The sequence below is a fragment of the Gordonia rhizosphera NBRC 16068 genome, from assembly GCF_000298195.1.
Classification (GTDB): domain Bacteria; phylum Actinomycetota; class Actinomycetes; order Mycobacteriales; family Mycobacteriaceae; genus Gordonia; species Gordonia rhizosphera.
The window spans coordinates 1-19016 of record NZ_BAHC01000124.1; the positions used below are offsets into that span (position 1 = coordinate 1).

15 protein-coding genes and 3 pseudogenes are annotated in these 19016 nt (G+C 66.9%); 6 read left to right on the forward strand and 12 right to left on the reverse strand.

Annotated elements, in window-relative coordinates; genetic code table 11:
* Window positions 1–470 (forward strand): hypothetical protein (locus tag GORHZ_RS15060; RefSeq protein ID WP_006334355.1); only part of this gene is annotated, 470 nt, incomplete at its 5' end.
* A 60-nt stretch (window positions 471–530) separates the two neighbouring features.
* Here the strand turns inward: GORHZ_RS15060 and GORHZ_RS15065 are convergent.
* Together GORHZ_RS15065 and GORHZ_RS15070 are read right to left on the reverse strand one after the other, a co-directional pair.
* Entirely contained in the window at window positions 531–1352 is an 822-nt protein-coding gene (locus GORHZ_RS15065) for an NUDIX hydrolase (RefSeq protein ID WP_006334356.1), read from the reverse strand.
* A 44-nt stretch (window positions 1353–1396) separates the two neighbouring features.
* The gene (locus tag GORHZ_RS15070; protein ID WP_006334357.1) at window positions 1397–2263 is read right to left on the reverse strand and encodes an ABC transporter ATP-binding protein; all 867 of its coding nucleotides are present in this window, start codon (window positions 2261–2263) and stop codon (window positions 1397–1399) included.
* A 101-nt stretch (window positions 2264–2364) separates the two neighbouring features.
* On the opposite strand from GORHZ_RS15070, the gene GORHZ_RS15075 reads away from it, so the two are divergent.
* Window positions 2365–3384, forward strand: a complete 1020-nt coding sequence (locus GORHZ_RS15075; RefSeq protein ID WP_040532151.1) for an LLM class flavin-dependent oxidoreductase — start codon at window positions 2365–2367, stop codon at window positions 3382–3384.
* Here the strand turns inward: GORHZ_RS15075 and GORHZ_RS15080 are convergent.
* The 5 genes from GORHZ_RS15080 to ctaD all read right to left on the reverse strand — a co-directional run bounded on the left by GORHZ_RS15080 (window position 3354) and on the right by ctaD (window position 8033).
* Window positions 3354–3830, reverse strand: coding sequence for a cupin domain-containing protein (locus tag GORHZ_RS15080; protein WP_051998922.1), 477 nt, complete (start codon window positions 3828–3830; stop codon window positions 3354–3356). The two genes, GORHZ_RS15075 and GORHZ_RS15080, sit on opposite strands and share 31 nt — an antisense overlap.
* Complete coding sequence (locus GORHZ_RS15085; RefSeq protein WP_006334360.1) at window positions 3827–4585, reverse strand: peptidyl-tRNA hydrolase; 759 nt, start codon at window positions 4583–4585, stop codon at window positions 3827–3829. The genes GORHZ_RS15080 and GORHZ_RS15085 overlap by 4 nt, the downstream gene beginning before the upstream one ends.
* A 6-nt stretch (window positions 4586–4591) precedes the next feature.
* A complete protein-coding gene (locus GORHZ_RS15090; protein ID WP_006334361.1) occupies window positions 4592–4975 on the reverse strand; it encodes a VOC family protein in 384 nt (127 codons plus the stop codon).
* 85 nt (window positions 4976–5060) lie between these two features.
* Window positions 5061–6290: a phosphoserine phosphatase SerB gene (gene serB, locus GORHZ_RS15095; RefSeq protein WP_006334362.1), complete on the reverse strand. Its 1230-nt coding sequence runs from the start codon at window positions 6288–6290 to the stop codon at window positions 5061–5063.
* Between the two features lie 24 nt (window positions 6291–6314).
* Window positions 6315–8033: an aa3-type cytochrome oxidase subunit I gene (gene ctaD / locus GORHZ_RS15100; protein ID WP_006334363.1), complete on the reverse strand. Its 1719-nt coding sequence runs from the start codon at window positions 8031–8033 to the stop codon at window positions 6315–6317.
* 288 nt (window positions 8034–8321) lie between these two features.
* Here ctaD and GORHZ_RS15105 point away from each other — a divergent pair, with 288 nt between their 5' ends.
* Genes GORHZ_RS15105 through GORHZ_RS15120 form a run of 4 tightly spaced genes read left to right on the forward strand, consistent with a single transcriptional unit; the run spans window position 8322 to window position 13767 of the window.
* A complete protein-coding gene (locus tag GORHZ_RS15105) occupies window positions 8322–9344 on the forward strand; it encodes an ABC transporter substrate-binding protein (RefSeq protein ID WP_051998924.1) in 1023 nt (340 codons plus the stop codon).
* On the forward strand, window positions 9331–10089 hold the full coding sequence (locus GORHZ_RS15110; protein WP_006334365.1) for an isocitrate lyase/PEP mutase family protein: 759 nt from the start codon (window positions 9331–9333) through the stop codon (window positions 10087–10089). Before GORHZ_RS15105 ends, GORHZ_RS15110 begins: the two co-directional genes overlap by 14 nt.
* A 7-nt stretch (window positions 10090–10096) precedes the next feature.
* Window positions 10097–12988 carry a DEAD/DEAH box helicase gene (locus GORHZ_RS15115; RefSeq protein WP_006334366.1) on the forward strand — a complete coding sequence of 964 codons (2892 nt, stop codon included), beginning with the start codon at window positions 10097–10099 and terminating at the stop codon, window positions 12986–12988.
* Window positions 12985–13767, forward strand: a complete 783-nt coding sequence (locus GORHZ_RS15120; RefSeq protein ID WP_006334367.1) for a hypothetical protein — start codon at window positions 12985–12987, stop codon at window positions 13765–13767. The genes GORHZ_RS15115 and GORHZ_RS15120 overlap by 4 nt, the downstream gene beginning before the upstream one ends.
* 133 nt (window positions 13768–13900) lie before the next feature.
* On the opposite strand, the gene nrdF is transcribed toward GORHZ_RS15120, so the two are convergent.
* From nrdF to GORHZ_RS32115, 5 genes and pseudogenes are all read right to left on the reverse strand, one after another.
* Entirely contained in the window at window positions 13901–14902 is a 1002-nt protein-coding gene (nrdF, locus tag GORHZ_RS15125) for a class 1b ribonucleoside-diphosphate reductase subunit beta (protein WP_006334368.1), read from the reverse strand.
* Window positions 14903–14958: 56 nt separating this feature from the next.
* Window positions 14959–15702, reverse strand: a complete 744-nt coding sequence (locus GORHZ_RS15130; protein ID WP_006334369.1) for a maleylpyruvate isomerase family mycothiol-dependent enzyme — start codon at window positions 15700–15702, stop codon at window positions 14959–14961.
* A 13-nt stretch (window positions 15703–15715) separates the two neighbouring features.
* Window positions 15716–17332, reverse strand: a pseudogene (gene nrdE, locus GORHZ_RS32105) (class 1b ribonucleoside-diphosphate reductase subunit alpha); the annotation flags it as partial.
* 24 nt (window positions 17333–17356) lie between these two features.
* Window positions 17357–18532 (reverse strand): annotated as a pseudogene (locus GORHZ_RS32110) (LAGLIDADG family homing endonuclease); the annotation flags it as partial.
* A gap of 15 nt (window positions 18533–18547) precedes the next feature.
* Window positions 18548–19016 (reverse strand): annotated as a pseudogene (locus GORHZ_RS32115) (ribonucleotide reductase N-terminal alpha domain-containing protein); the annotation flags it as partial.

Below are 19016 nucleotides of genomic sequence, written 5' to 3' on the forward strand. Positions count from 1 at the left end.
TTCATCTTTCGCAATCGCACGCACCCGCGGGTCGCATCATGGTCGAGGCAACGCGATCGGGCTTCCGCTTCAACGCGATGGTGCATCGCCTCGCGGTGGCCGACCGCGCGACGGCCGGTGAGGCCGCGGAGCGAATCCGGGCCATGGTCGGCTCCCGACGACACGCGCTCGGCACCACCGAGGTCGAACCGCTGCTCGACGTGCTCGTCCACGGACAGGACATCGCCGTTCCACTGCGTATCGATCGTCCGATGCCTGCCGATGCTGCGGCCGTCGCGGCCCGACGGTTGTGGTCGATGCGGTTTCCGTTCCATCCCCGTCGCGACAACCCGGGTGTCCGGTTCCGCGCCATCGACACCGATCTCGACGTCGGGCAGGGGCGGCTCGTCGAGGCGCCGGTGCGCGACATCCTGATGCTCTTGGCCGGGCGGACTTCGGCCGCCGGGGTTCTCACCTCGCCCGGAGCGTGACCCTAATCGCGTGACACCGGAGCGCGAGACCGAAAGCGCGACACCGCCGACGCGGCGAGTTCAGCGGCTCAGGCCAGGGACCTCGCGGTCGGCGGCGACGGCGAAGTAACGCTCGGACCCGGCGAACTTCAGCCCGGCCATCCCGGCCCCCGGGGTGACCGACGGCTCGATCGGTTCGATGACCGGCTCGGCGGCCAGCACGTCGGCGACCGTGTCGAAACCGGCGAGGTAGTGCAGCTGCGCCCACGTCGGCGGGAGCAGGGTGTGCTCACCCGCCGCCCACGCGTCCAGGGCGGCCTGTGCGCCCACCCACCGCGCGACCTCCGCCTCGGTGGTGTGGCCGTCGGCGGTCTGCCCTTCCGGCATCGCGGCCAGAAAGAAACGCGTGTCGTAGCGGCGCTTCTCGATGATCGGGGTGATCCAGTTCGCCAGCGGCCGCAGCAGATCGGCACGCAGACTCAGCCCCTCGGTGCGCAGGAAATCGCCGAGCGAGAGCGCCTTGTCCACGAGCTGCTGCCGTTGGGTGGCGAACCGCGCCGGATCGACCGGCGCACCGTCGAGGCGGGTGGCCAACAGCACGCCGCACTCCTCGAAGGTCTCTCGGACCGCGGCACACACCAGCTCGCGCGCGGTCTGCTCGTCGGTGTGGAACGCCTCGGCCCACCATCGGGCGTCCGGACCGCTCCAGGTGATCTCGGCATCGGCGTCGCGATGGTCCACGCCCCCGCCGGGAAACACGGTGACCCCACCGGCGAAGGCCATCTGCTTCACCCGACGCTGCAGGAAGACCTCGATGCCCTCAGCGGTGTCGCGGACCAACGCCACCGTCGCCGCGTCACGCAACGGTGCCGGCTGCGATGCCGCCATGTCGGTTGTGGACATGAGATACCTCCTGCTTCCTCGGCCTCTGACAGTAGCGGCCGCGCTCAGCCCGCTGCGCGCCGATGCCCGCCGGCCCGCCGAGAGCGCCGCGCGAAGTAACGTCCGCCCGTCTTGGTGAGGGTGATCTGCTGACGGAATGTGGTCGAGAGATTCTTGCTGGTCATTACGTCCTCGAGGAGGCCCGCGACCACCACCTCACCCTCCGAGAGCAGCATCGCATGTGTGAATCCGGGCGGGATTTCCTCGACGTGATGGGTGATCAGCACGATCGCCGGGGCGTCCGGGTCGGCGGCGAGGCGACCGAGCCGGTCCACGAGTTCCTCCCGTCCGCCGAGGTCGAGACCGGCCGCCGGTTCGTCGAGCAGCAACAGTTCCGGGTCGGTCATCAGGGCGCGCGAGATCAGGACCCGTTTGCGCTCGCCTTCGGACAGCGTGCCGAACTCGCGATCGGCGAGATGTTCGGCGCCCATCGACTCCAGCGACTCCACCGCTTGCGCGCGGTCCACGTCGTCGTAGGCCTCGCGCCAACGCCCCATAACCGAGTAGCCGGCGGAGATCACCACGTCGCTGACGATCTCGGTGGCCGGCACCCGTTCGGCGAGTGCGGCGCTCGACACACCGATCCGGGTGGCCAGCTCCCGGACCTCGACCTTGCCGAGTTCCTCGTTGAGCACGAATGCGGTACCCGAGGTCGGATGGACCTGGGCAGCGGCCATCCGCATCAACGACGTCTTACCCGCACCGTTGGGCCCGATCACCACCCATCGCTCATCGAGTTCGACCTGCCACGACACCGGCCCCACGAGGGTGTTCCCTCCTCTGACCAAGATCACGTCCCGGAAATCGACCAACAGGTCGGGATCGGATTCGTGTGCGTCGTCGGCGGTGGTCGGCTCGCTCGCGTTGGTCACTCCCCTATCGTGCCCTACCGAGACCCGCGTCGTGCGCAGCGGTATGACACATGCTCGGCGAGAGGGGAATACCCGCGACCGGACCCGCCTTGACCCTTGATATGACTGTTGATCTGTCCATCCTCGATCTCGCACAGGTCGGCCACACCGAGACCGTCGCCGACAGCTTCGCGGCCAGTGTCGACCTCGCACAACGGGCAGAACAGTGGGGCTACCGGCGAATCTGGTACGCCGAGCATCACAACATGCGCACCATCGCCTCGGCCGCGCCGGCCGTGCTCATCGCCCACGTGGCCGCCCACACCGACACGATCCGACTCGGGGCGGGCGGTGTGATGCTGCCGAACCATTCACCGCTGTCGATCGCCGAACAGTTCGGCACGCTGGCCGAACTGCATCCCGGCCGGATCGACCTCGGGCTCGGACGAGCGCCGGGTGGGGATCAGCAGACCTTCGCCGCGCTGCGCCGAACGATGGCGTCGGCGGATCGTTTCCCCTCCGACGTGCTGGAACTTCAGGGCTATCTGCGCGGCCAGTCGCGCGTCGAGGGGGTGCGGGCCACGCCGGGCGACGGCACCGACGTGCCGCTCTACATCCTCGGGTCGTCGCTGTTCGGCGCACAGCTCGCCGCCGCGCTCGGCCTGCCGTACGCCTTCGCGTCCCATTTCGCCCCGCAGGCCCTCGAGGAGGCGGTGGCGCTCTATCGCCGCGAGTTCCAGCCCTCCGAGCAACTCGAATCGCCGTATGTGATCGCCGGGGTGTGTGTGATCGCCGACGACGACGAGGCCGTCGCCCGTGAGCAATTCCTCCGCGCCCGGCGTGCGCGGGTCAACGTGCTGTTCGCCCGGGACCGGCGGTTCACCGACGCCGAGGCCGACATGATCCTCGACGAGATGCCCCAGGGCCGCCAGATCGATCAGATGCTGACCTATTCCGGCGTCGGCACCCCCGGTCAGGTGCGTGACTATCTCGACTGGTTCGCCGGGCACGCCGACGCCGATGAGCTGATCGTCGCCTCGATCGCCCCCGACCGCGAGGTGTGGCGCAATACCCTCGGTCTCGTCGCCCCGGCGCCGGCCGCGTCGACGGTTCAGTCGCCCCAGAGCACGAAGTCGGTGTAGTCGAAACCGGGAACGACGATGCAGCTCACCAGGGCGGCCTCGTCACCGGCCCGTGCGCGCTGCCAGCAACCGGGCGAAACCAGCGCCTGCGGACGCTGACCGGCAGGCAGGTCGGCGCCGAGCACAACGGTCGTCACGTCGTCCGGGTCGGCGCCGTCGCCGCCGATGTCGAGTTCGATCGGCGACCCCCGATGGTGCAGCCACAGCTCCGCGCCACGCACCGTGTGCCACGCGGATTCCTCGCCGGGCAGCAGCAGAAAGTAGATGGCGGTGCCCACGGCCCGCTCGCCCGGGTAGCCGGCCGGCAACGCCTCGACGGGGAGCACGACGTCGCTGCGCCAGGTCTCCACGAACCAACCGCCCTCGGGATGCGGCTGCAGACCGAGGTCACCGGCCCAGTCGGGCAACTCGGCGCGGGCATCTCCTCGGCGATCACCGCCCGTCACCGCGGCACCTCGGCGATCACCGTCACCGAGCCCGGAGCGATCTCGGTGAACCCGGCATCGCGCACCGCGACCGCAAGCCCCCGCGCCTCGGCCGCAAGGAGTCTCGCCCACCGCTGCTGGTCGGCCTCCTGCACGACGAGCGGGCAGCCGGCCGACCGCCACGCGAGCGCCTGCCGCGCCGACATCAGCTTCACGCCGAGCATCGCGCCGTGACCGACCTGGGCGGCGGACTTCCCGACGGTCATGTCCAGCCCCGGGTTGAGCCACAGACACAGACCACCGTCGGGCGCCGCGTCGGACCCGACCACACCGTCGACCTCGGTGCCGCCGATCTGTAGCCGACCGATTCGCCTGTCCACGTCGCCGACGCGGCCGGGCACGATCGCCCGTGCCTGCGCCTCGCCGGCGGTAGCCGTCAGACCCCAGACCTCCTGCGCCGCGGACCATTGCGCACCACGTGCGCGGCGGGCGATCTTGCGGATTCGGGCATCACACCACGCGTCCATCGGTGTTGCCCACGGGCCGTCGGCACCTGCCCGGTCGTCAAGGCACAGTAGTGCGACCGCACGACCGGCGGCGGTCAGCAGGTCCGTGCGCTCCGGCGGGGTCGTCTTCTCGATCCGCAGCACCATCTGCATGGCCAGCACATCGGCGGGATCGGGCGGGTCGTCACGCCCGCCGACATAATCGACGAGACGCCGATACGCGTCGTCGAATGCGCCCGGGCCGCCCAACTCCTCGGTGATGCTGGACAATGCGCATCAACCCCAGTTCTCGGCCCGCGTCAGGCAGAACGGATGTCCGGCCGGGTCGAGGAGGACCCGCCAGGTCTCGCCGGGCTGCTCGGCCGGCACGGTGGCGCCGAGGGCCACACAGCGCGCCTCGGCGGCCGGAATGTCGTCGACGGCGAGATCGAAATGGAACTGTTTGGAGCCGTGGTCATTCGGCCAGCTCGGAGGCTGGTAATCGGCCACCGACCCGAACCCGACCGCCGGCCCGTGGGGCCCCTTGATCATCGCGTAGCCGTCGCCGGCGGCCACGATCTGCCAGCCCAGCACTGCCGACCAGAACTCGGCCGAGCGGCCTGCGTCTGCGCAATCGAGGGTCATCATGGCCAGGGTCGCGGTAGCAGAGGTGGAGGTCATCTCAGGTGTCCTTTCACTGAACTTCCTCCATCGATCATCCGCGGCTCACCGCCGGCCGCACTTGAACAATCGAGACAACGACCGGTCAGTCCAACCGCACACGGCGCAGCACACCGTCAGCCGCATCCGCCGCCTCGATCTCGTCGCGGGTGACGCCGAGAATGAACAGGACGGCGTCGAGGAACGGGTGGCTCAGCGCGGCGTCGGCAACCTCTCGCAGCGCCGGTTTGGCGTTGAAGGCGATCCCGAGTCCCGCGACGGACAGCATGTCGATGTCGTTGGCCCCGTCGCCCACCGCGATGGTCTGTTCCATCGGCACCCCGACCTGGTCGGCGAAGGACCGCAGTGCCCGGGCCTTGCCGGCCCGGTCCACCACCTCGCCGACCACCCGACCGGTGAGCTTGCCGTCCACGATCTCGAGGGTGTTGGCACGCACGAAGTCCAGCTCGAGCTCGTGGGCCAGATCGTTGATGACCTGCCGGAACCCGCCGGAGACGACACCGCAGTGGTAGCCGAGCCGATGCAGGGTCCGGATGGTCGTGCGGGCCCCAGGGGTGAGCTCCAGCGAGCTCGCGACCTCGTCGATGACGCTCGCGTCCAGACCCTCGAGGACGGCGACCCGCTGGTTGAGCGACTCGGTGAAGTCCATCTCACCGCGCATGGCTGCCTCGGTGACGGCCGCGACCTCTTTCTCTTTGCCTGCCCGGGCGGCCAGCATCTCGATGACCTCACCCTGGATCAGGGTCGAGTCCACGTCGAACACGATCAGCCGCTTGGCGCGCCGTGCCAGCCCTCCGCGCTCGACCGCGATGTCCACGCCGTGACCGGCCGCCACCGCCGCGAGCCCCTTGCGAAGGGCCGAGTCGGCGGCGACATCGTCGCGTCCGGCGCTGACCATCAGCTCGAGACCGGTCAGTGGATAGTCCGCGACACCACGGATGAGATCGATGTTGGCGCCTTGGCCGGCCAGTTCGGCCGCGATCGCCCGGAATGCGCGAGCGGTCACGGGGCTGCCGAGGACCACCACCGCGTGGCTGGAGGGCGGATGACCATTGGTGTCCGCGCCGACCTCGACGGAGGCCTCCATGCCCAGAGAGTCCATCGCCTGCTCGACCACGTCCTGCAGCGCCTCCGGATCCCCGGAGACCCGGACCAGAACGCCCAGCGTGAGGCGTCGGCGGATCACGACCTGCTCGACGTCGAGCAGGCTGACCTGCTGGCCGGCGAGCGCACCCATCAGGACAGAGGTGACACCGGGCCGGTCCGGCCCGGTGACCGTGATCAGGACTGTCGTATCACCAGATTCTTTCGGCACTGGTTCGATTTGCCGACGGAGCCGTCAGTGCACGGACTCGCTGTCATGCCCATGACCCGGGCCGACGTGAGCCTCTGCGCGCATCCGGTCGATCATATGCGGATAGTGCAGCTCGAACGCGGGACGCTCGGAGCGAATCCGGGGCAGCTCGGTGAAGTTGTGCCGCGGCGGCGGGCAGCTGGTGGCCCACTCCAGGGAGTTGCCGAAGCCCCACGGGTCGTCGACGGTGACGACCTCGCCGTAGCGGTAGCTGCGGAAGACGTTCCAGAGGAACGGCAGCACGGACAGACCCAGGATGAACGCACCCACAGTCGAGATGATGTTCAGCGTGGTGAAGCCGTCCGACGGCAGGTAGTCGGCGTAGCGACGCGGCATGCCCTCGTTGCCCAGCCAGTGCTGCACCAGGAACGTGGTGTGGAACCCGATGAAGGTCAACCAGAAGTGCCACTTGCCCAGACGCTCGTCGAGCATGCGCCCCGTCATCTTCGGGAACCAGAAGTAGATACCCGCGTACGTGGCGAACACGATGGTGCCGAAGAGCACGTAGTGGAAGTGCGCGACCACGAAGTAGGAGTCGGACAGGTGGAAGTCCAGCGGCGGGCTGGCGAGCAGGACGCCGGTGAGGCCGCCGAAGAGGAAGGTGACGATGAAGCCCACCGAGAACAACATCGGTGACTCGAACGTTATGTGACCCTTCCACATCGTGCCGATCCAGTTGAAGAACTTCACGCCCGTCGGGACCGCGATCAGGAAGGTCATGAACGAGAAGAACGGCAGCAGGACGGCGCCGGTGACATACATGTGGTGGGCCCACACCGCGACGGACAGCGCCGCGATGGCCATGGTCGCGTAGACCAGGCCCGAGTAGCCGAAGATCGGCTTGCGCGAGAAGACCGGGAAGACCTCGGACACGATGCCGAAGAACGGCAGCGCGATGACGTACACCTCTGGGTGGCCGAAGAACCAGAACAGGTGCTGCCACAGGATGACGCCACCATTGGCCGGATCGTAGAGGTGCGCACCGAACTGACGATCGACCTCGAGGCCGAGCAGCGCGGCGGTCAGCAGCGGGAAGATCAGCAGGATCAGAATGCTGGTGACCAGGATGTTCCAGGTGAAGATCGGCATCCGGAACATCGTCATACCAGGTGCGCGCAGGCACACGACGGTCGTGACCATGTTGACCGCACCGAGGATGGTGCCGAGACCACCGACGCCCAGACCCATGATCCACAGGTCGGCGCCGACGCCGGGCGAATGGATCGCGTCGGTCAGCGGGGTGTAGGCGGTCCAACCGAAGTCCGCGGCGCCGCCCGGGGTGATGAAGCCGCTGATGGCGACTGTCGAACCGAAGACGAACAGCCAGAAGCCGAAGGCGTTCAGACGCGGGAACGCGACGTCGGGGGACCCGATCTGCAGCGGCAGGACGAAGTTCGCGAAGCCGATGACGATCGGCGTCGCATACATCAGCAGCATCACCGTGCCGTGCATGGTGAACAGCTGGTTGAACTGCTCAGTGGAGAGGAACTGCATACCGGGATGGGCGAGTTCACCGCGCATCAGCAGTGCCATCAGGCCGCCGATCAGGAAGAACACGAAGCAGGCGGTGATGTACATCATGCCGATCAGCTTGTGATCGGTCGTCGTGAGCAGCTTGTAGATGAACGAACCCTTGGGCTGATAGCGCTCCGGGAACGGACGCACTGGAGCCACTTGCGTGGTGGGCTGGTCAACCGCGGTCACAGATCCTCCTCGTTTCACAACCGTGAGGCCCCGTCCAAACTACCGTTTCCCCGCGGTCGCGACATGAACAAAGCGAGCGCTGGTACATGATCCTAGACCCTCGAACCGGCTCCGGCCGACTGGGTCCTACGATCTGTCGTAATTGATCCCGTGGAGGGGCGGAAACCGCTGGTCAGAAAGCGCGTGAGCCGCGACGCGCACACACCCGCCACGGGCGTCACCGACCCCCGGCTGCCGGGCGTCGCGACCTCGCCCGGACCCCTTCGCAGCCGGTGCTAGCGTGGTCGCGTGCATGGCAGCGGCGAGACCCCCGAACCGACGGCCCGACCGCGAGGCCGCCGAGTGCCTCGGGTGCTCGGTGCGGTGGCGTCGGTGGCGGTGTTCGCGGTTCTGACCGCATGCGGCCAGGACGCACCGTTGACCACACCGGACGGGCAGGTCATCTCCACCACGACCACCCGGGTCGCCGAGGTCAACATCGTCAACGCGGATCGCGACTACTCCCGCACCTGCCTCGCGCCCACGACGCCCGACGACGCCGCCACCGACGTGTCACGCATCGTCGTGACCGATCCGTCGCTGCTCGACGCGATCTGCGCGTTGGGGATCGGCCCCAAGGTCACCGCGGTCGCCGCCAACGGCGCCGTCCCCGCCTACCTGGGGCCGCAGCTCACCTCGGTTCCCGTCATCGGCGCCACACCAGACGCGGCCGCGGTCGACGCGGCCGATCCCGACGTCGTCCTCACCACCCCGCAGACCTCGGCGACCGCCGAGGCGTTCGGCGATGCCCGCGTCGTCACGATCGAGCCGGGCGAGGGCTGGGAGGACCGGTTCGGTTCGGTGGCCGACGCCCTCGGACGATCCGCGAGCGGCTCCGAGCTGCTCGCGGACTTCGAGAAGCAGGCCAAGAGGACGGGCCGGTTCCTCGATGCCGCGCACAATCAGATCTCCCTGGTCCGCTTCACCGGTGACTCGGAGGTGATCGCCGGCACCGACACGTTCGCGGGCCAGATCCTCGGGCTGATCGGTGTCCAGCGGCCCGAGCCGCAGCGCTCGCCGGAGTCCACGACGGTCACCGACGAGAACTTCACCGACGCCGACGGTGACCTCATCTATGTCAGCTTCGTCGGCGACGACGGCCTCGAGCACGGCTCAGATGTGCTGCTCAGTGACCGGTGGCTGAACATGGGTGCGCCGACGTGGAAGAGGGTGCTCTCGGTCGATGACGAGATCTGGTACGAATCGTCGGGACTCGCGGCCGCCTGGCTGGTACTCAACGATGTGAAGGAGTCCATCAATGGCAACTCGTGATCTCGCCGCGCAGGCACGCGCATTCCTCGACCTACACCGCCCGGGTGACCCCGGGGTGTTCCCGACCGTCTGGGACGCATGGTCGGCGCACCTGGCCGTCGCCGGCGGCTTCTCCGCCCTGACCATCGGCAGCCATCCCGTCGCGGACTCGATCGGACGCCCCGACAACGAGGGCATGACCTTCGACGAACTGCTGACCCGGGTCCGGCAGATCAGCGACGCGGTCGAGGTCCCCCTGTCGGTCGACATCGAATCCGGTTACGGCGAGTCGCCCGCGCGCCTCATCGAGGGACTGCTCGAGGTCGGCGCGGTCGGATTGAACATCGAGGACACCGTGCATTCCGAGAGCGGACGGCTGCGCGAGGCGGCCGAACATGCCGACTTCGTGGGTGCGTTACGCGCCGCGGCCGACGAGGCCGGAGTGCCGGTCGTCATCAACGCCCGCACCGACCTGTTCATCAAGCAGATCGGTGACGAGGCCGACCGCGTCGAGCGGGCCATCGCACGGATGCGACTATGCGCCGAGGCCGGCGCGAGTTCCCTGTATCCGGTCGGCTTCCACACCGACGACGACCAGCGCCGCCTCACCTCCGCGCTGCCCCTTCCGGTCAACGCCATCGCCAACCCCGCCAAGGGGTCGCGCGCGCAGATGGCCGAACTCGGCGTGGGCCGGATCAGTTTCGGCCCGCTGTGGCAGATGAATCTCGCCGAGCGGGCCACCGCGCTGCTCTCCGACTGGCGCTGATCCGCCGGTGGTGACCGGGGTCCTCCCCCTTCATCTGCTGTGGCGTCCCGGCGCCGGCGGTGCGGTCTGGACCGTCTCCGGTTCGGCCGACGTGCCGGAGTTGCCCGAGCCGTTGTCGGACCTGCTGTCCGGGAGGCGTTTCCGCGGCTCCCTGGCGTTGATCGAAGCGAATGGGCAGCGGTCGTTCGTACCGACCCTGTCCCTGGGCGTTGCCGCCACGTGTGCGCTGCTCGACATCAGCCGTCCCCACCCGGTCAGCGGCGAGATCGCCTGGTACCGCTACCTCCTCGATGGCATCCGACGATTCGTCGCTGCCGGTGCGGTCGCCCCGACGGTGATCGAGGTCGACGGCGAGGCGATGCTGCGGTGGCAGGCGGTCTCCACCCCGACATGGCGTGGCTGGCTGGCGGTCGTGTCCTCTACCGCGCCCGCGGTGGTGACGGAGAACGGCGGCATGGATGCGATCACCGATTTCGTCGCCGAACTCACCGACCACGAGTCCCGCGGGCGCATCGCATCAACGGGTCGGGTCCGTCCCGACGACTCGGCGACCGGTTGGCTCGTCGAGTCGCTGTCTGACGAATCCCCCGGGCTCCCGCCCGCGGTGCAGGACCGGCTGCGATCCGCGTCGGGGTCCTGGATTCAGTGGAACTCCGGTGCACCACAGGATGATTCGTCTGTCGTACTCCGCCTGCACGAACCCGACGACGAACCCGCGGAATGGCGGACGCATCTGCCCGCGGACGCCGAGCTGTGGCGGCTGGAGGTGTGTCGCCGACTCACCGACGGCCGAATCGTCGCGGTGATCCCCCACCGGCTCGACGGCCACGAACTCGACCGGGTCACCACGGCGCTCGCCACCGCGGTCCGCGCCTTTCCCGAACTCGCACAGGCCGAGCCGGATCGGCACACCCTGGATTTCCTGTTGACCACACCGGTGGTCGAGCAGTTGTTCGCCGGGGCCGCCTCGAGGCTGGCGGCGGCCGGCTGCCCGGTATTGCTGCCGCGCACCATCGCCGAGGTGCGCCCGACGCTGGCCCTGCGGGCCCGTCCGGTGGCCGGTGACACCCGCCGCGCCGCCCGGCTGGGAACGTCCGAGATCGACGAATTCGAATGGCGTCTCGCCCTCGGCGACACCCCCGACGCACTGACCTTGTCGGACGGAGATCTCGCCGAACTCGCCCGCCGGCAGGGTGATCTGGTGAAGGTCCGGGGCGTGTGGGTCCGCGCCGAGGGCGGCGCGCTCACCCGGGCCGCGGCATTCGTCGCCGCCCAGCGGGCGCAGGCGCGGTCGGATCATCCGGCGGACTTCGGGGAACTGTTCAACCTCGTCGTCGACACCGTGCCGGTACCCGTGACCTCCATCGAGGGGCTGGCCTGGCTTGACGACCTCGCATCCGGCGGCGTGCTGCGCCCCGCACCCATCGCCCCGCCGGCGATGCTGCACGCGCAGCTGCGCCCTTACCAACATCGCGGGTTGGAGTGGCTGGCCTATCTCGCCGAATACCGGATCGGCGGTGTTCTCGCCGACGACATGGGATTGGGCAAGACCGTGCAGGTCATCGCCCTGCTGTGTCACGAACGGTCCCTGCCGTCGACGCCGACGGCACCGACGCTGATCGTCTGCCCGATGTCGGTGGTCGGGAACTGGGAGCGGGAGCTGGCACGGTTCGCTCCGAATCTGCGTGTCGTCGTGCATCACGGCACCACCCGCGCCGGGCACACGACGTTCGGTGCGGTTCACGCCGACGCCGACGTCGTCCTGACCACGTTCGCCGTCGCGACCCGCGACCGGGAGACGCTCGGCGCCCACCGGTGGCATCGGGTCGTCGTCGACGAGGCCCAGCACATCAAGAACGTCGCGACCAAGGCCGCCAAGGCGATTCGGGCGATTCCCGCCGATCATCGGATCGCCCTGACCGGGACGCCGGTGGAGAACCGGCTCGAGGATCTGCGCGCCGTCATCGATCTGGTCAACCCCGGAGTGCTCGGTTCGGCGTCGAGGTTCCGCGCCCGGTTCGCCGAGCCGATCGAGCGGGATCGGGATCCGGACGCCATCCGCAGGCTGACCGGGCTCACCCGACCGTTCATCCTGCGCCGGGAGAAGACCGACCCGTCGATCATCGCCGACCTCCCCGAGAAGACCGAGATCACCGAACGCGCCAACCTCACCGTCGAGCAGGCCGCGCTCTACCGCGCCGTGCTCGACGAACTGATGGAGGCGTTGCGCAACAAGCAGCAGCGCACCATCCGTCGCCGCAACATCCTCGCGGCGCTGTCCCGTCTGAAGCAGGTGTGCAATCATCCGGCGCACTATCTCGCCGACGGCTCGGCCATGGCGCGCCGGAACCGGCACCGCTCGGGCAAAGTGGAGCTGCTCGTGGACATCGCGACCACCGCGGCGGCCGAAGGCGACCGGGCCCTGGTGTTCACCCAGTTCGCGGCGTTTGGCGAACTGCTGTCGACCTGGCTCACCACGCAACTCGGCGAGGAGATCCCGCTGCTGCACGGCGGGCTGAGCCGCACCGAACGCGACGCGATGGTCTCTCGGTTCCAGTCCGGGGACGGTCCGGCGGCGATGATCGCCACCCTCAAGGCCGGCGGGACGGGCCTCAACCTGACCGCGGCCAATCACGTGGTGCACGTGGACCGATGGTGGAACCCGGCCGTCGAGGACCAGGCCACCGACCGCGCCTACCGGATCGGCCAGCACCAGCGGGTGCAGGTCCACCGGTTCGTCTGCGTCGGCACACTCGAGGAGCGCATCGACGAGATGATCACGGCCAAACGGGAACTGTCACGGCTGACCGTCAGCGCCGGCGAGAGCTGGCTGACCGACCTGGGTGACGACGAGCTGTTCGATCTGTTCGCGTTGCGCGACGAGGCGGTCAGCGAATGAGCCCCCGCAGCCGACGGACCGCGACGACCCGCGGTTACGGCGTGACACGGTGGGGCCGGGCGTTCGTCGACGTCGTCGAGACGGCCGGGTCCGGTGGACCCGACCGACGTCGGATCACCCAGGCGCGCCGCTACTTCCGCGACCGCCACGCCGAACGTCTGCGCATCGCGGACGGGTTGGTCACCGCGTCGGTGCGCGGCAGTCAGCTCGATCCGTTCGACGTCACGTTGACGATGCGGACCGTCGACACCCCCACCGTGGTGGCGCTGCTACGCGACCGCGACGCGACGGGCGATCTGATGGCGCTGACGCGCGGCGAACAACCGACGGTCCTCGGCGACCTGATCGCACCGACCGAGTCGGCCGACGTCGCCGCGGACTGCACCTGCCCCGACGAGGCACCGCGCTGTATCCACGTGCTCTGCGTCGCCTACGAGGTGGCGGCCGAGATCGACCGCAGCGCAACCACATTGCTCACCGTCATGGGAACCGACCTGCCAAGCCTGCTGGCGGCGGCGACCGAGGCGCCGACGAGGACACGCGAACGCGACGATCATCATGACGAGCCGAGCGGGTCGGCGCCGGTCGTCGACTTCTACGGGACCAACGCGGTACTGCCACCGTTGCCGACGCCACCGCGGATGAACCCGATCACCGATCTCGACGGAGACGCCCTCCGTGCCGCCCTGCGCAACTCGGGTGTCTCCCCCGCCGACATCGGCGAAACCATCGACGCCCTCGAGGATCTCTACGACCGGCTACGCGCCCGGGATTCGTAGGGCCGAGCGGCAAGGGCCCGCTCCCGCTGATCGAGTAGCCGCGAACGCAGTGAGTGGCGTATCGAGATCACGCCAGTGGCCTCGATACGCGTCGGGCTCGCACACTCGCACGTCGCTACTAGCGGCCGGCTTACTAGAAGTCCCAGTCCTCATCCTCGGTGTTGACGGCCTTGCCGATCACGTACGAGGACCCCGACCCGGAGAAGAAGTCGTGGTTCTCGTCGGCGTTCGGGGACAGCGCCGACAGGATCGCCGGGTTCACGTCGGTCTCGTCGCGCGGGAACATCGCCTCATAGCCGAGGTTCATCAAGGCCTTGTTCGCGTTGTAGCGCAGGAACTTCTTCACGTCCTCGCTCAGACCGACCTCGTCGTAGAGCGCTTCGGTGTAGTCGGACTCGTTGTCGTAGAGCTCGAACAGCAACTCGAAGGTGTAGTCCTTGAGTTCTTGGCGGCGCTCGGGCGACTGCACCTCGAGGCCGCGCTGATATTTGTACCCGATGTAGTAGCCGTGGACGGCCTCGTCGCGGATGATCAGGCGGATCAGGTCGGCGGTGTTGGTGAGCTTGGCGCGGCTCGACCAGTACATCGGCAGGTAGAAGCCCGAGTAGAAGAGGAACGACTCGAGCAGCGTCGAGGCAACCTTGCGCTTGAGCGGATCGTCGCCACGGTAGTAGTCCATGACGATGTGCGCCTTGCGCTGCAGGTGCTCGCTCTCCTCCGACCAGCGGAAGGCCTCGTCGATCTCCTTGGTCGAGCACAGGGTGGAGAAGATGGAGCTGTAGCTCTTGGCGTGCACCGACTCCATGAAGGCGATGTTGGTCAGCACCGCCTCCTCGTGCGGGGTCGTCGCATCGGGAATCAACGAGACGGCGCCGACGGTGCCCTGAATGGTGTCGAGCAGCGTCAGGCCGGTGAACACGCGCATGGTCAGCTGCTGCTCGTACGCGGTGAGCGTGTGCCACGACGGGATGTCGTTGGACACCGGCACCTTCTCCGGCAACCAGAAGTTGCCGGTGAGGCGATCCCACACCTCGGCGTCCTTCTCGTCGGTCACCCGGTTCCAGTTGATCGCCGAGACGCGGCTCACCAGCTTAATGGGTGCGCCGTCGGCGGGGCTGTGTGTTCCTGCAGTCATGATGCTCGTCTCCTGCGGCGGTGTTGGTCGGTGTCGAGTGTCTCGGGCGGTGGCTGTCAGGTCACGTGGACCAGATCGAGCATGGGCAGGACCAGCGCGTCGTCGCCGACGACGTCGAGGTCCTTGTGGGATCGACGATGCCACAGCAGCAGGCACAGATCGGACACTGATCCGCGCACCGCGACGTCGGCCTTCGCGTGTTCGCGTCGATGGTCGAACCCCGTCGGGGTGAGCTCGAGGAACCATTCGCTCCCGGGCAGGTCGGTGCCGTGTAGATGCAGGGTCCGACCCACCAACTCGGCCGGCACTCCCGGCCCCCTCTCGATGAAGCGCGGTGCGAACAACTCCAGCCACTCGTCGATGCCGTCCGCGGCCAGCGCCGCATCGATCGGGCGCTGCGCACCCGGCCGCAGCGCCGATTCCAGATCCCATCGGTGCACGGCGAGTTCTCCGGCCTGACGGCGATACCAGAACCCGACGGTGCCCGGGCCGACGAACGTGCGCGCGGGCTCATCAGGATCGCGGCCGGTGAGCGTCTCGACCAACGCATCGCGGCCCTCGACATACCAGCCGATGACGTCGCCACCTTCCGGTGCAGGTATCCCGTCGTATCCGCGATACAGACGTGTACCCAGCACCTTGTCGACAGCCCATCGGTGTACCGCGCCGACGTGCGCCAGCAGATCGTGCACGGTCCAGTCCGGGCAGGTCGGCACCGGTAGATCCAGCGCATCGACGGGAGTCTCGGCAAGAACCGAACTCTCGCGCGCGATGGCCGTCAGCCAGTCTTCGGGAGTCATCGTGTCCACTCACCTACAGCATGCACGACACGCAGTTCTCCACCTCGGTGCCCTCCAACGCCATCTGGCGCAGTCGGATGTAATAGAGCGTCTTGATGCCTTTGCGCCAGGCGTAGATCTGCGCCTTGTTGACATCGCGAGTGGTGGCGGTGTCCTTGAAGAACAGCGTCAGACTCAACCCCTGATCCACATGCTGGGTGGCCGCGGCGTAGGTGTCGATGATCTTCTCGTAGCCGATCTCGTAGGCATCCTGGTAGTACTCCAGGTTGTCGTTGGTCATGTACGGCGCCGGGTAGTAGACGCGACCGATCTTGCCTTCCTTGCGGATCTCGACCTTCGCCGCCACCGGATGGATCGAGCTGGTGGAGTGGTTGATGTAGCTGATCGATCCGGTCGGCGGCACCGCCTGCAGGTTCTGGTTGTAGATGCCGTCGCGCGCCACGGCCTCCTTCAGCTCCCGCCAGTCGTCCTGGGTCGGGATGTGGATCCCGGCCTGACCGAACAGATCCCGCACCTTCTGGGTCTGCGGCTCCCAGACCTTCTCGGTGTAGCGGTCGAAGAACTCGCCGCTGGCGTACTTCGACCGTTCGAAGCCGACAAAGGCCTGACCGCGTTCCCGCGCGATCTTGTTCGACGCCCGCAGCGCGTGATAGAGCACCGTGTAGAAGTAGATGTTCGTGAAGTCGACACCCTCGTCACTGCCGTAGAAGACCCGCTCGCGGGCGAGGTAGCCGTGCAGGTTCATCTGACCCAGGCCGATCGCGTGGGATTCGTTGTTGCCGCGCTCGATCGACGGCACCGACGTGATCGCAGTCTGATCGCTGACCGCGGTGAGACCCCGGATCGCGGTCTCGATGGTCTGCCCGATGTCCGGCGAATCCATTGTCTTGGCGATGTTCAGCGACCCCAGGTTGCACGAGATGTCTTTGCCCACATGGGAATACGAGAGGTCATCGTTGTACCTCGACGGCGTCGAGACCTGCAGGATCTCCGAGCACAGGTTCGAGTGGGTGATCTTCCCGTCGATCGGGTTGGCCCGATTCACCGTGTCCTCGAACATGATGTACGGGTAGCCCGACTCGAACTGCAGCTCCGCAAGCGTCTGGAAGAACTCACGGGCCTTGATCTTGGTCTTGCGAATCCGCTTGTCCTCCACCATCTCGTGATACTTGTCGGTCACGTTGATGTCGGCGAAGGCCATACCGTAGACGCGCTCGACGTCATACGGGCTGAACAGATACATGTCGTCGTTGGCCTTGGCCAACTGGAATGTGATGTCCGGGATGACCACACCGAGCGACAGCGTCTTGATCCGGATCTTCTCGTCCGCGTTCTCCCGTTTGGTGTCGAGGAACCGGTAGATGTCCGGGTGATGCGCGTGCAGGTAGACCGCACCCGCACCCTGCCGGGCGCCGAGCTGGTTGGCGTAGGAGAACGAGTCCTCGAGCAGCTTCATGATCGGGATGACGCCGGAACTCTGGTTCTCGATCTTCTTGATCGGTGCGCCGTGCTCGCGGATGTTGCTCAGCAGAAGCGCCACGCCACCGCCGCGCTTGGAGAGCTGCAGAGCCGAATTGATCGATCTCCCAATGGATTCCATGTCATCTTCGATGCGAAGGAGAAAACAGTTGTGCACCACTGTTCCCCGAATCGAGTAGGTGTGCGTTCCTTCGACGTGCAGGTTGTAAACCTTCTCCGGCGTCTGGTCGGTGCGGGCGATATCACGAATCCCGTAGACATGGCGGCCGTGAACCACCTGATAGGTCGTCCGGAGCACACCCTTCCGTCCGACGTAGTTGTGCAGATTCTTGCCGACGTCGAGGATGAAGTCTTCGTTGTTACCGGGCAAGCCCGGGACAAACACCTGTCCCGTCAGATTTCCGGCCTGGTTCGTGTAGCGACGGACGACCGACATCACACCCAGACGGCGCAAGATCAGTTGAATCTGGTCCACCAGTTCCGGATTCACCAGGTCGAGGACCATTCCGCCGGTTGTCGAGCATCCGTCGCCACGGAAGAGCCCCATCAGCAGTCCCCGCTGAAACTCTTCGTCGGCCGTCAGGACATCCGATGACAGCCGCTTGGCGCCGTATCCCGTGCCGGCGAGCGACAGCAGCAGTTCAGCAACGACCTTACTGTTGCAGACCATCCGTACCGAATGGTCTGATTGATTCTCGTATCGAATCAGATCTGTCGCGAAAGCCCGCTTGAACGCCTCCGCGAGGTCGTCTTGATAGAAGAGTTCGTGCGCACCGAGCGTGAAATGCACTCCCGTGGCGACCGACCGATTGGTCGAACGCTTGGAAACATGTCCTTCCGCGACGTACCAGCCGAGGATCAATCCGAGGTCGTAGGACTCGTCAACGTAACGATTGACGGAATTGAAGTTGTGGAAATGGCGCTGTTTGTTGCGGCGCTTCTTGTCTGAGTTGACCTTTCGGATCAAACCGTCGACCTCTTCGTAGAAACCTGAGCCGACATGCTCCATCAGATCGTATCGGCGCGCGTCACGGACCCCGCTCGGCGCAGTTGTGACGATGAAGTCCGAGGGATCAACATCCTTCGCGGCAAGCCAGACGAAGCCGTTGAAGACATCGGCGCCGTCGCCTGGGATGATCGTATCCACATCACGAGTCGTCCACACGAGGATGGGGTGCTCTGGCGTGCACAGGATGGGCTCTTTGTGTCCGAAGTGGGAAATCGACACCAGCGCCTGATCATTGGGATTCTCGATGAGCGCCTCGACCTCGGCGAAGGTGCCATCGTGGGACAACACGCGGTCGCCAGCCTTCAATGTCTCGATTGGCACGGAACCTTGGTCGGTATCCACCGGAGTGCCCGCAGGAAAACATGAGACCGGCTCACCGCGCTGCTTCTTGCCCGAGTTGAGGAAGGTCGGGGTGGCCGGCTGGAAGCGACCGTCCATGATCTCGTCGACCAGGTTGCGGGCCAGCGCGGTGTCCCCGTCGCCCAGGGTGAGCGCGACCATGCAGACACGGTCCTCGAAGCGCTCGAGGTAGCGCTTGCCGTCGAAGGTCTTCAGCGTGTAGCTCGTGTAGTACTTGAACGCGCCAAGGAAGGTCGGGAACCGGAACTTCTTCGAATAGGCATGCCCGAACAGGAGTTTCACGAACTCACGGTCATACTTCGCGAGGACCTCGGGTTCGTAGTAGTTCTCCTCGACGAGGTAGTCGAGCTTCTCGTCGAGGTCGTGGAAGAAGACCGTGTTCTGGTTGACGTGCTGCAGGAAGTACTGGTGGGCAGCCTCACGATCCTTCTCGAACTGGATCTTGCCTTCCGCGTCGTACAGATTG